Annotated in this window: 9 protein-coding genes; 3 read left to right on the plus strand and 6 right to left on the minus strand. The window is 50.6% G+C overall.

The window, feature by feature from the left end; all coding sequences use genetic code 11:
- The first annotated feature begins 2 nt into the window (after window positions 1–2).
- Window positions 3–944, plus strand: coding sequence for an ABC transporter permease (locus tag MD588_RS11805; RefSeq protein ID WP_265697472.1), 942 nt, complete (start codon window positions 3–5; stop codon window positions 942–944).
- A 120-nt stretch (window positions 945–1,064) separates the two neighbouring features.
- Here the strand turns inward: MD588_RS11805 and MD588_RS11810 are convergent, their stop codons facing one another.
- The gene (locus tag MD588_RS11810) at window positions 1,065–2,456 is read right to left on the minus strand and encodes a hypothetical protein (RefSeq protein WP_265697473.1); all 1,392 of its coding nucleotides are present in this window, start codon (window positions 2,454–2,456) and stop codon (window positions 1,065–1,067) included.
- 375 nt (window positions 2,457–2,831) lie between these two features.
- Window positions 2,832–4,199 (minus strand): YjiH family protein, encoded by a 1,368-nt coding sequence (locus tag MD588_RS11815; RefSeq protein WP_265697474.1) that lies wholly within the window; start codon window positions 4,197–4,199, stop codon window positions 2,832–2,834.
- A gap of 349 nt (window positions 4,200–4,548) precedes the next feature.
- Between MD588_RS11815 and MD588_RS11820 the strand changes: the two genes are divergently transcribed.
- The gene (locus MD588_RS11820) at window positions 4,549–5,718 is read left to right on the plus strand and encodes a conjugal transfer protein TraF (RefSeq protein ID WP_265697475.1); all 1,170 of its coding nucleotides are present in this window, start codon (window positions 4,549–4,551) and stop codon (window positions 5,716–5,718) included.
- Window positions 5,719–5,786: 68 nt separating this feature from the next.
- On the opposite strand, the gene gorA is transcribed toward MD588_RS11820, so the two are convergent.
- Together gorA and MD588_RS11830 are read right to left on the minus strand one after the other, a co-directional pair.
- Entirely contained in the window at window positions 5,787–7,142 is a 1,356-nt protein-coding gene (gene gorA / locus MD588_RS11825) for a glutathione-disulfide reductase (RefSeq protein ID WP_265697476.1), read from the minus strand.
- Between the two features lie 170 nt (window positions 7,143–7,312).
- Window positions 7,313–8,152, minus strand: a complete 840-nt coding sequence (locus MD588_RS11830) for a 23S rRNA (adenine(2030)-N(6))-methyltransferase RlmJ (protein ID WP_265697477.1) — start codon at window positions 8,150–8,152, stop codon at window positions 7,313–7,315.
- Between the two features lie 291 nt (window positions 8,153–8,443).
- Between MD588_RS11830 and prlC the strand changes: the two genes are divergently transcribed.
- A complete protein-coding gene (gene prlC / locus MD588_RS11835; protein WP_265697478.1) occupies window positions 8,444–10,486 on the plus strand; it encodes an oligopeptidase A in 2,043 nt (680 codons plus the stop codon).
- A 63-nt stretch (window positions 10,487–10,549) separates the two neighbouring features.
- Here the strand turns inward: prlC and gppA are convergent, their stop codons facing one another.
- Window positions 10,550–12,040 carry a guanosine-5'-triphosphate,3'-diphosphate diphosphatase gene (gene gppA, locus MD588_RS11840; RefSeq protein WP_265697480.1) on the minus strand — a complete coding sequence of 497 codons (1,491 nt, stop codon included), beginning with the start codon at window positions 12,038–12,040 and terminating at the stop codon, window positions 10,550–10,552.
- Window positions 12,041–12,048: 8 nt separating this feature from the next.
- Complete coding sequence (gene rhlB, locus MD588_RS11845) at window positions 12,049–13,362, minus strand: ATP-dependent RNA helicase RhlB (RefSeq protein ID WP_265697482.1); 1,314 nt, start codon at window positions 13,360–13,362, stop codon at window positions 12,049–12,051.
- Window positions 13,363–13,450: the final 88 nt, after the last annotated feature.

Raw genomic sequence — 13,450 nt, forward strand, 5'->3', positions numbered from 1 at the left:
TCATGAGTAGTACGACAGCAGCAGCCCCGAGCCGTTGGGAGCGTTTTAAAAAATCCGACATTTTGTATTACTTCCTGAAAGACAAAGTGGCGATGTTCAGCTTTGCGGTGTTTATGGTGTTCGTGGTGTCGGCCGTGTTGGCACCTTGGGTCGCACCTACCAATCCGTATGATCTCTCGTCAATCGATATCATGGACTCCGAGTTGCCGCCGTCATGGATGGAAGAAGGCGATAGCCGCTTCCTGCTGGGGACCGACGATCAGGGCCGTGATATTTTCTCGACCATTCTCTATGGCTCTCGCCTGTCGCTGACTATCGGTTTGCTGGCGGTTGGCCTGCAGCTGATCCTCGGGGTGGTCATTGGCCTGAGTGCGGGTTACTTTGGTGGCCGTGTCGATAGCTTCCTGATGCGCTTTGCCGATGTCCAGTTGTCTTTCTCGACCATGATGGTGGCAATCATTGTGTCGGCTATTTTCCGTACCGCGCTCGGGGCCGAGATGTTTGCCCAGTATGCGGTGGTGATGCTGGTGGTGATTATCGGGGTCGCGGAATGGCCGCAGTATGCGCGTACCGTTCGTGCATCGGTACTGGCGGAGAAGAAGAAAGAGTATGTCGAGGCCGCGCGCGTCATGGGATTCAAGGCGCCGCGGATTATGTTCCGCCATATTCTGCCGAACTGTTTGTCGCCAATTCTGGTGATTTCCACGGTACAGGTGGCAAACGCGATAATGTCGGAAGCAGCCCTCTCGTTCCTTGGCCTCGGCCTGCCGGTTGATCAGCCGTCACTGGGATCGCTGATCAGTATCGGTTTCAACTACATCTTCTCCGGTTCATGGTGGATCACGGCTTTCCCTGGTTTTGTGTTGGTGGCTTTGGTGCTGGTGATTAACCTGCTGGGTGACTGGCTGCGTGATGTCTTCAATCCGAAGATTTATAAGGGGTAAGCGTTATCAGAATAAGGTTTATCTGATAAAAAAGCCGGAATCAATTGATGATTCCGGCTTTTCTTATATTGAGATAGCTTTAGCCACCTGCATTATCATTTGTGATTGAAGTGCATGTGATTACAGCTCTTTACCCCATTTTGCCATAATGCTATCAGCCATCGCTTTATCTTTTACTAATAGGCTGAACGCTGCTTTCTCACGAGCGAGGTTGTTAACCGTCATGATGCTGTTATCTTTGGTGACAAGCATTAAGTTCATGTCATTGAACTCATTCGCACTTAACGATAGTGTTTGGATTGTTCCGAACTCGCTATCTGTTGTTTCTTTTACTTCCCAGTTTAGAGTGAAGTCCGCTTCACCCGCTTCGCTGACTGTTGCAGTACCATCCTTATGGAAAGTCATGCTTGCCAGCATTGGGTGTGCTTTTTTGTTGGTGGAGTCATCATCTAGGTAATGCCAAGTTTGATCAACAAAGCTTGCTGTAACCATATCTAGTGCTTTGTAGTCCTTATTGAGATCTACAGTTGTCCAGAAGTTTAGATCGCCTTGTGGCGTAACAGATAGTGAAGTACTTTGCGAGATGTAAACAAACTCTTCTTCGCTCGTTTCGCCTTCTTCAATATGCTTTAGCGTGTTGTTTTCCACACTGTAAGGGGTGCTGAAGATGTCATTTTTATCATTCTTAAACGATAACATACCGTCTTTAAAGCTAATTTGTGCGATCCCTTCTTCCGCGGCATAAGCGTTGTTTAGGCTCGCCATGAAAAGGGTATTATCTTTAAGGTAAGCATCAAGCGATGTGATGATATCTATGCTGTTTGCTTGACCGCTTTCGTCAATTTCGATCACGATTGAATCTAGGTTATCACCTGCATTGATACTGTCAGCAATCGCTTTTCGTAATGTCTCGGTAGTTTTTGTTAGCTCTTGTGCATCGTTGTTTTTAACACTTGGTGCTAATTTGTTGGTCACACTACGTGCAAGTAAATGAGCTTCTTTAGCTTTTTTATCACTGGCTTTCATTATTACGTAATCGCCACTGATTACTTCGCTTGGTAGGTTTAGCTCTGCGGCTAGCTCATCCAGTGTCATGTCTTGTACGGAAGCCATTGTGGTAAACGGGGTTACTACTTTGGAACCTGCTTTTGCGATTAACTCATAGCTGTTGCCTAGTGTGCCCGCTTTGTCGCTATCTGTTGTTTTACCTGCAATCGCACGTGCAATAAGTGGGAATTTAGTATCAGCATCGCTGATTGTTATTTCACCGCTTGTATTGGTTACTGTATCTAGTAGTTCGCTTGCATCACAAACGCTATTTTCATTACGGTCAACACAGACTTCAGCTTGTGATAAGTAACCATCAATGACTTTAATGGTATTTGTCTGAAGATTGTTGTTACCACTGCCATTATTATCACTACCACTGCCAGTATTGTCACTACCACCACAACCTGAAAGAGTAATGGCTGCCGCCAACGACGCTGCTAATACTGAGTATTTAAAGTGCATTGTTTTTTCCTTAATAATGCATTCTGATGCAATTGGAATGTTATTTTGTTTGTTATTAGTACTGGTGTTTTTATCAGTAGGTGCGCATATATACCGGCTATGTTTTTATGAGCAAGATCTCATTTTTATATGTGTGAGATTGGCCATACATTTTCTAACTGAATGTATGGTGCTTGTACGATAAATGGCTTCTTTTACTGATTTATAAAAATAAGTAATTGACTTTACTGGTGAAAATAACATTAGAGGAAATGCGTTAATATGCATCGAGGCAGTAATGTGCTTTGAGACGGGAATGGTAGTGTATTGACGTTGGAAACAGAAAAGCCAGCTGACAGGCAGCTGGCTTTCTTGGTGGATAGACCGAATCTTTGTTTAAAAGAACAGGTGACCCATCAGCGCGATAACCGGCAGGGTGACTAAGGTACGCAGGATGAAAATCATGAACAGCTCCCACGGTTTCACCGGGATTTTGCTGCCGATGATCAGGGCGCCAATTTCTGACATATAAATTAGCTGGGTCACTGACATTGCTGCAATTACGAAGCGGGTCAGATCGCTTTCAATACCTGATGCCAGAATAGATGGCAGGAACATATCGGCAAAACCTACCACAATGGTTTCTGATGCCGCGGCGGCTTCAGGGATCTGCAGCAGCTCCAGGAATGGAATAAACGGTTGGCCCAGAATACTGAATACCGGGGTGTGCTCGGCAATAACTAGTGCAACCGTACCGATTGCCATCACGACCGGCAGAACACCGAAGATCATATCGACCGCATTTTTCACCCCTTCAGCAACAACGCTACGCAGGCTTTTTACCTCACTGGCTTTGCTGAGTGCCTGCTCGAGGCCGAAACCTACTACAGTCTTGCCGGCTGGAACGGCTTCGCAGTCATCGGTAAGATCGGTGCCGTCGATGTACTGGTCTTTTTTCCAGGAAAGTGGCGGCAGGCGCGGCACAATCACGGCCGCCGCAAGGCCGGCAAGGCAGACGGTCAGGTAGAACGGGGCAAACATATGCTCCAGGTTCACTTGGGCGATAACCACCAGGCTGAAGGTGATAGAAACAGCAGTAAAGGTCGTGCCGATAACAGCGGCTTCACGCTCAGTATAAATCTTGCCTTCGTATTGCTTGCTGGTCATCAGTACGCCGACGCTGCCATCACCGAGCCATGAAGCGATACAGTTAACGGCAGAGCGACCAGGCAGGTTAAACAGTGGGCGCATGATGCGGGTGAACAGGGCGCCAACAAACTCAAGCAGGCCAAAATTCAGTAGTAGTGGTAGTAGCAGACCGGCAAACAGGAATACGGAGAACAGCACCGGAAGCAGGTCATTCAGTACCAGGCCGCCAGTAGCGCCGTCGTGGATCATCTTTGGTCCGATACCAAAGAAGGTCATCACAACAAAAACAGCCCCCATTTGCTGGACGACAAACCACACGATGCTTGGGTTCAGCAAGCCATTCAAAAAACTGTTTTCGGTGATCGCGCGGGGCTTGAGCAGTTTAGTTAAAATGGAAGCCACAGCGGTCAGGGCGATCACGAAGGTAACAACGGCTGTCAGCATGCCCTCAAATAGTGCCTGAACGGACTTGGCCAGTACCGCAATAGGAATAGTGATCGTGTCTTGGTACTCGATAGGTGCCATAAACAGAAACACACCTAAGAGTGAAGGGAGAAGGAACATGAGCCAGTTGGCTTTGCTGCCCGATGATGTTGCTATTGCCTGATCCTGCATACTCGACCTTTAACTTACTGTTTGATTGAGAGTAAATAACTGCTTTTATTCTTTGGGAATAAATATTCACTGATCTTCCATAATCAGGAGGTGAAAGATTACCGTTTTTATTCCGAGATTGGAATACTTTGCGTTATTTAATGTGTATTTATTCATTTTGTGCTACGCAGACATGAATATATAGTGATGTGTTTTAACTGAGTGAATTGAAGTTCAGCCAGAGTCCGGCTATTTGCGGGGTGAATCTTATTTTTCAAACTATGTGTCGAGTCAATCTTCTGTGTAAGTGAACTCCCTATAATGTGACTGCGAAAAATTACTTCTAACTTCTATATAAGAACAAGACACAATGAAAATATCACGAAAGGGACTTTCCTTAGCAGTTGCAGCGGCGATGCCGTTTGTTTCTTTTTCGTCAATGGCTATGTTTAACGGGGCTGATGCCCGTGGTGGAGCGATGGGGGGGACTGGGGTTGCCTCGGCTGAATACCTCACCGCCAGCTTCTATAACCCGGCAATGGCTTCTAACTATACCAAAGGTGACAACTTTGGCATGGTTCTCCCGTTGGTAGCGGTTGGTGTCCATGACAGCGGCGAGCTGTATAACAAAGTGGATGACTTCCAGGAGATCAATGATGAGCTCGGTGACAACCCATCTCCGCAGGAACTGGAAGAGTGGCGCGAAGCCTTGCGTGAACTGGATGATGGCGAACTGGATCTTGAGGCGATTATCGGGGCGTCGGTAGCGATCCCGAACCGTTATGTCAGTGCCAATGTCTTTATCAAGGCCCAGGTTGCCAGTATGGTAATGACACAGATTGAAGACAGTGATCTGGACAATCCGAATCCTGACCCAGATGATCTTGACTCGACCGTCCAAGGGCTCGCTGGTGGTACGGTTGATTTAGGTGTTACCCTCGCCAAGGAGTTTGCGCTTCCTTTCCAAGGTCAGCGCCTGTCGGTCGGCATCTCGCCAAAATTCCAGAAAGTGGTCGCGTTAAATTACCTGGCGAGTGTCAGTGACTTCGATGATGATGAATATGATCTTGATGACCATCAGGATAAATCGGTATTCAACTTTGATCTGGGGGTTGCCTATAAACCGGCAAACAACCTGACGCTAGCCTTGGCGGCACAGAATGTGATTAAGCAGGAGCTCGATACCAACATTTCCTTCGGCAGCCAGGCGACGTTTCTTGTTGAGCCTCAATATACCGCTGGTATTGCGTACGATACGGGCTGGCTGTTAGTCGCCGCAGATGTTGATTTGAACGAGCGTGAGTACTTCCGAGAATCGAGCTACAAGACCCAGTTTGCCCGTTTCGGTGTCGAACTTGATGCCTGGCACTGGGCACAGCTGCGTGCCGGTTACAGCCACAGTATGACCGATTACTCGAAAGATATGCTAACGGCCGGTCTGGGCTTTACGCCGTTTGGCCTGTTCGGAATGGATATTGCCGCACAATTTGGTGAAGACGATCACTACGGTGTCGCGACTCAATTTGTGTTTATGTTCTGATAAGTCAGCATCGGCAAACAATAAAAAAGGAGGCCTAGGCCTCCTTTTTTGCATTTATTCCTGCGATATCAACGCATAGTAACGAACTCTTCCGAACCGGTAGGGTGGATTGCTACAACACTGTCGAAATCAGCTTTGGTCGCGCCCATCTTCATGGCAACGCCGAAGCCTTGGATCATCTCATCAACGGTATAGCCGATACCGTGCAGGCCGATCACCTTCTCGTCCGGGCCGGCACAAACCAGTTTCATCTTGCATGGTTGGCGGTGCGAGGTTACGGCGGTGTACATGGCGGTAAAGCCCGATTTGTACACTTTGACGTTCTCTTCGCCATACTCGGCAATGGCTTCTGGCTCGGTCAGGCCGATAGTACCGATTGGCGGGTGGCTGAATACCACGGTCGGAACCAGTTTGTAGTCCATCTTGGCATTGGTCTTGCCGTTGAACAGACGCTCTGACAATTGGCGACCAGCCTTGACCGCAACAGGGGTCAGCTCGATACCGCCTTCCATGATATCGCCAACACAGTAGATACCTTCCACGTTGGTTTGCTGGAATTCATCGACCTTGATGTAGCCACGGTCGTTGGTCGCCACACCGGTGGCAGCCAGGTTGATTTTGTCTGTAGTCGGGTTACGGCCAATCGCCCAGATCAGCACGTCGGTGTTGTGGGATTCACCGTTTTCGAAATGCAGCGTCACGGAGCCGTCGGCTTCCTTAACTACTTCTTTCGGTATTGAATGGGTGTGCAGGGTTGGACCTTCGGTATTCATCACCTCGACCAGAGTGTCGATGATCATCGGATCGAAGCTGCGCAGTGGTGACTCTTTACGGACGAACAGGTGGGTGTCGGTTCCCAGAGCACTTAGTACACCTGCTATTTCAACTGCAATGTAGCCTGCACCGATAACCGCGGTACGTTTCGGTTGCTCGTTAAGTTCGAAGAAACCATTGGAGTCGATACCGTGCTCGGCACCCGGTACGTTTGGAATGGTTGGCTCACCGCCGACGGCGATCAGGATGTGCTCGGCAGTGTAGTGCTCGCCGTTGACTTCGACGGTCTTGGCGTCAACGAATTTTGCAAAGCCGTTGATCACTTCAATCTTGTTGTTGCCCAGGACGTTATCGTAGGCTGCGTGAATACGGCTGATATATGCTTCGCGGCTTTCGACCAGTTTGCTCCAGTTGAAGCCTTTAACATCTACGTCAAAACCGTAGTCTTTGGCATACAGGTGCATGGCTTCAGCAATTTGCGCGCCGTGCCACATGACCTTTTTCGGTACACAACCGACGTTTACACAGGTACCGCCCAGCGCTTTGGCTTCGATTAGAGCGACTTTCGCGCCATACATTGCAGCTCGGTTTGCCGAAGCAATACCGCCACTACCACCGCCGATACAAATGTAATCAAAATGCTTTGCCATGACTTTCTCCGCTTAATTCTACGATTTATTAGCTGACCCTAGTGTAATCAAGAAAGCTGGGAGTTACGAGAGGCGGGGATCGAGAAAGTCGGGTAGGAGAGTAATAACTGATTTCAGGAAAGAATAAGGCGGGTGGATCTCCCGCCTTTGACAGTGGTGGGCTCGACGGATTACTCCGGTACCACCCACTCGACGGTGTGGTGACCGTGGTTCGGGGCAATCGCCTGTTGCAGCCATGGCAGAATTGCCTTCATCTGGCTTTCCAGTTTCCAAGGCGGGTTGATGACGATCATGCCTGATGCGGTCATACCACGCTCGCTGGTGTCGGGTTCCACCCCCAACTCGATTTGCAGGATTTTACGGATGCCAAGCTTTTCAAGCCCTTTCAGCATCTTGTCGATATTCTCGCGATATACCACCGGATACCAGATGGCATAGGTACCGGTTGCCCAGCGCTTGTAGCTTTCTGCGATGGCGTTGACCACATCCATGTACTCATGTTTGAGCTCATAAGGCGGATCGATCAGCACCACGCCGCGACGCTCTTTCGGTGGCAGGCTGCCTTTTAGGCGCAAAAAAGCATCTTCTTTGTAGATTTTAACCTGGCGATCGCTACGGAACTCCTGCAGTAGCAATGGGAAGTCAGCCGGATGCAGCTCGGTCAGAACCATACGGTCCTGTTCGCGGATCTGGGCACGGGCGACACGCGGTGATCCCGGGTAGTAGCGCAGTTCGTCACTGTTATTCAGTGCCTTGATGGCATCGATATAGGAGGCGATTTCCGCGGGAATATCGTCACGCGACCAAAGGCGGGCAATCCCCTGCTTGAACTCGCCGGTTTTCTCGCTGCGCTCGTCTTGTAGATCGTAGCGGCCGACACCTGAATGGGTATCGTGATAGACAAATGGCTTCTCCTTTTGCTTCAGGGCATCAAGGATCAGGCTTTGTACAATATGTTTAACCACATCGGCATGGTTGCCGGCATGGAAACTGTGGCGATAGCTCAGCATGAATGGGATCTCTACAGAAAGTCAGTCAGGGAACAGGGGGCTTATTATGGCGGAATGCGGGCGATGATCCACCAAGCCCTGAAGCGTTTATCTGGTGGGTACTTTACCACACAAGAGAGGTTGAACGGATCAAAATTCTGTGACCCGATGCCAAGTGTTAAATCTAGGTTAAAATAAACAGGTGGGAGAACAATAAGTATTGATTAAGGGATTGAATTTATAAGCCCGAAGACGCATTAATAAAGGAGAGTACCAAACCAACGTTTGGTATCACAGTATAAGGATTAGCGCATGTCGAACCCATTATTAACCATGACGGAACTGCCTCCGTTTTCCCAGATCAAGCCTGAGCACGTTAAACCTGCAGTGGAGCAAGCCATTGCCGACTGCCGTGCCGAGGTGGAAGCCGTGCTGGCCAACGAGGCAGGGCCGAGTTGGGAAACGATTTGTGCTCCGCTGGCAGAAACCGATGACCGCCTGAGCCGTATCTGGTCACCGGTGGGCCACCTGAATGCCGTCAAAAACAGCAATGAACTGCGTGAAGCGTATGAAAGCTGCCTGCCGTTATTGTCGGATTATGGCACCTGGGTTGGGCAGCATAAAGGCCTGTATGAAGCCTATAAAGCGATAAAATCCGATGACAGCTTCGCTCAGCTGACCCAGGCACAGCAAAAATCCATCACTGATGCGCTAAAAGAATTTGAACTGTCGGGCATTGGCCTGCCAGCCGCAGAGCAGCACCGCTATGGTGAGATCAGTAAGCGTTTATCGGAACTGTCTTCGACCTTTAGCAACAATGTGCTTGATGCCACGATGGGGTGGAGCAAGCTGATCACCGATGAAGCCGAACTTGGCGGCTTGCCGGATTCGGCTCTGCAAGCGGCTAAAGCGGCAGCAGAAGCCAAAGAGCAAGATGGCTACCTGTTTACGCTTGAAATTCCGTCTTACCTACCGGTGATGACGTATTGTGAAAACCGCGAACTGCGCGCGGAAATGTATGAAGCCTTCGTGACCCGAGCATCGGACCGTGGCCCGAATGCCGGCAAGTGGGATAATACTGACCTTATTGCAGAGAAGTTGAGGCTGACCCATGAGCTGGGCCGTCTGTTGGGCTTTAACTCCTATAGCGAAAAGTCACTGGCGACCAAGATGGCGGAAACCCCGGATCAGGTGTTGGGCTTTTTGAATGATCTGGCTGCCCGTGCCAAGCCTCAGGGCGAGCGAGAAGTGGCTGAGTTACGTGACTATGCCCAATCAGAGTTCGGTGCCACAGACCTAGAGCCTTGGGACTTGGCGTTTTATGCCGAGAAGCTGAAACAGCACCGTTACAGTATTTCTGACGAGCAGCTGCGTCCGTATTTCCCGGAGCACAAAGTAGTTGCCGGACTGTTTGAAGTGCTGAAGCGTGTATTCGGCATGGACGTGAAGCCACGTGAAGGGGTAGACGTTTGGGATGAAACCGTCACCTTCTACGATATCTTTGATGCCTCAGGTAAGCTACGTGGCAGCTTCTATCTAGATCTGTACGCCCGTGAACACAAGCGTGGTGGCGCCTGGATGGACGAGTGCATGGTACGTCGTGTGCGTACAGATGGCAGCCTGCAACAACCGGTCGCCTATCTGACCTGCAATTTCAACAAGCCTGTTGGTGACAAACCGGCCCTGTTTACCCATGATGAAGTGGTGACCTTGTTCCACGAGACCGGTCACGGTATTCACCACATGCTGACTCAGGTCGATGCCGCGGCGGTTTCTGGTATCAATGGTGTACCATGGGATGCAGTAGAGTTGCCAAGTCAGTTTTTGGAAAACTGGTGCTGGGAAGAAGAAGCACTGGCCTTTATCTCTGGTCACTATGAGAGCGGAGAGCCTTTGCCAAAAGAGATGTTGGAGAAAATGCTGGAGGCGAAGAACTTCCAGTCGGCGATGGGGATCCTGCGCCAGCTAGAATTCGGCCTGTTCGATTTTACCCTGTACAGCAACTACGATCCGGAAATCGGGGCACAGGTGCTCGAAACTCTCCGCGATATCAAGTCCCGGGTATCCGTGGTGCAAAGCCCGGAATGGGGGCGCTTCCCGCACAGCTTCAGCCATATCTTTGCCGGTGGCTACAGTGCCGGTTACTACAGCTACCTGTGGGCGGAAGTACTGTCAGCGGATGCTTTCTCGCGCTTCGAGGAGGAAGGGATCTTCAACACCGAAACCGGTGCCGACTTCCTAGACTGTATTTTGGAGCGAGGTGGCAGCGAGGAGCCGATGGCGTTGTTTAAGCGATTCCGTGGTCGCGAGCCGCAGATCGACGCGCTGCTCCGTCATTCCGGCATCACCGGCTAGAAAGAATAAAAAAGGCTCCCGGAGGAGCCTTTTTTGATCGAACGGGTTTTGCCAAGAGCGGTGTTACTCGCTCTCTTCAATGACCAGTGGCCAGCCCATATCCGTTTGGCGGATGGCTTCCTGCTGAAGCTCCGCGTTGGTCAGCGGGTTGGCAGCAAGCCAGGTGCGAGGTAATGCCAGTGTCAGCGTATTGTCCATCACCGCCAGCGTAAACGGCGGCTGGTGGTGGTGGTCTCGGCGGTGGCATAGGATCACGGCCAGGCGCAGCAGCCGCAAAATACGGGCGGCACTTTGGGCCGACAGGGCGTGTTGCTCGGGCAAGCTGGTTAGCTGTTCGCGGAAGCGGCGCAGCAGCTCGGCGATCAGGTGTTTTTGGGCACGGGTAAAGCCAGGCAGATCACTGTTGTTGATCAGGTAGGCGGCGTGCTCACCACTTTTCTTGAACTCGATGCTGGTGCCTATTTCATGCAAGGTTGCACTTGCATGGAGCAGGTACTGTGCCTGTGGCTCTAATTGCCACTCCTGCTCGCAGCTGGTTAATAGCGACATCGCTGTCTGGGTAACCGCATTCGCATGCTCGGCATCGATCTGGTAGCGGGCCTGAAGGCTCATCAGGGTACGCTCACGCACATCATGATGGCGCATCTGGCTCATCATCTCGTACACCATACCTTCACGCAGGGCACCGCCGGCCAAGGTCATCGACTGGATATTCAGAGATTCAAAAATCGCAATCAAAATCGACAATCCGCTCGGGAATACCAGTGCACGCTCAAGTGTAAGCCCTTCAATATCAAGGTCTTCCAGGCGTTCATACTGCATGGCCTGGTGCTGCATTCGCTTGAGTTTCTGCAGGGTAATAATCTCATCCATACCCTGTGCCAGCATAATTTCCTGCAGCGCCTGAACGGTTCCGCTGGCACCCACGCAGGTATCCCACCCCAGTTTATTGTAGGGGGCGACAATAGGCTCTATTGCTTCTTTTGCTGCATTGATTGCTGCATCAAAGTTGTCTGCGGTCAGGTAGCGATCTTTAAAGTAACGCTCGAGCCAGGTGACACAGCCGATCTTCAGGCTGGTCAGGGCACTGGCATCGAAACCTTCACCGATAATCACTTCGGTACTGGCGCCACCGATATCGACCACTAGCCGTTTGCCACATCCGCCTGAAGTGTGGGCTACACCCTGATAAATGATCCGGGCTTCTTCTTCGCCGGGAATAATCTCGACGTCATGGCCAAGAATATCTTTGGCTTTAGAAAGAAAAGTATCGGCATTAACTGCTGTACGCAGGGCTGCGGTTCCGACTATGCGGATCTTGTCTGCGGGGATGTCTTGCAGCCTTTCTGCAAACAGGCTCAGGCAGTCCCAACCGCGTGCCATGGCTTCTTCACTCAGCTCGTTTTGGCTGTTGAGGCCAGCAGCGAGGCGGACTTTTCGCTTGATTTTCGCCAGTGTCTGCACACTGCCGGCAACTTCCCGCACAATCCACATGTGAAAGCTGTTTGAACCTAAATCAATCGCGGCGTACAAAGGTGATACTGTTCTTTCCATAGCATATCTTACTGTTGTTTTTGGTGCTGTGGGCGGCGACGGTTACGTTGACGCGACTGTCCCTGGCCTTGCCCCTGACGTGATGAACTGTTGCGACGGTTGCCACCCTGGCGTGGTGAGCGTGGGATGCTTACCGGTGCAGGCAGATCGTCTAATAGCGCTTCTCCGTCGTATTTAGAGAGCGGGATCGCATGTTCGATATACGTTTCGATCGCTGGCAGGTTGATTGCGTATTGCTCACAGGCAAAGCTGATTGAGTGACCGCTTGCACCTGCACGACCAGTACGGCCAATACGGTGAACGTAGTCTTCTGCATCATCAGGTAGGTCGTAGTTAAATACATGCGTTACCTGAGGAATGTGCAGGCCTCGGGCTGCCACGTCAGTTGCGACCAGAATATCGACTTCACCCTGAGTAAATTGCTCAAGAATGCGAACGCGTTTTTTCTGTGGTACATCACCGGTTAGCAGGCCTACACGGTGCTGGTCGGCAGCCAGGTGAGCCCAGATATCTTCGCAGCGGTGTTTGGTATTGGCGAAAATAATTGCGCGATCAGGCCACTCTTCTTCAATAAGGGTCTGCAGCAGGCGCATTTTGTCCTGGTTTGATGGGTAGAACAGCTCTTCCTGGATGCGGTGGCCGGTTTTCTGCTCCGGTTCAACAATCACGCTTTCAGGGTTGTTCATGTGCTCGAACGCCAGCTCTTTCACGCGGTATGATAGCGTGGCTGAGAACAGCATGTTCAGGCGCGCCTTAGGTGCCGGCATACGGCGGAACAAGAAGCGGATATCTTTGATAAAGCCAAGATCGAACATTCGGTCTGCTTCATCGAGAACGACAGCCTGGATGGAACGTAGATCGATAACACGCTGCTTGTAGAAATCGATAATACGGCCGCAGGTACCGATCAGGATATCAACACCTTCTTCCAGTGTCTTTTGCTGTTTCTCGTACGCTTCGCCACCGTAGGCAAGGCCGGCTTTCAGGCCCGTGCTTTCAATCAGCGGCTTGGCATCATTGTAAATCTGAATTGCCAGTTCGCGTGTAGGTGCCATAATGATGGCACGAGGGTGGTTAGCTTTGCGCTCTTCCGAGGCTGGGTTGAGTAGCAAATAGTTAAAAGTCGCAGTCAGGAAGGCCAGGGTTTTCCCTGTACCTGTTTGAGCCTGACCAGCAATGTCTCGGCCGGTGAGCAGTACCGGCAATGCCAGGGCCTGGATCGGTGTACAATTGTGGAAACCTTTCGCTTCCAGTCCTTGTAAAACCGTAGGGTGCAAACCCAGGTCGGCAAATTTTTGCTCTGTGATATGAGTCGTCTTCATTCGTATAGAATATCAGCTTAGGGTTGCAATACGAAACGGATTCCATTCAAATAGGGCATCGATTTGCTGGTTAAAATAAAATCAGCTA

The sequence above is a fragment of the Photobacterium obscurum genome (assembly GCF_026191635.1).
GTDB classification, from domain to species: Bacteria; Pseudomonadota; Gammaproteobacteria; order Enterobacterales; family Vibrionaceae; genus Photobacterium; species Photobacterium obscurum.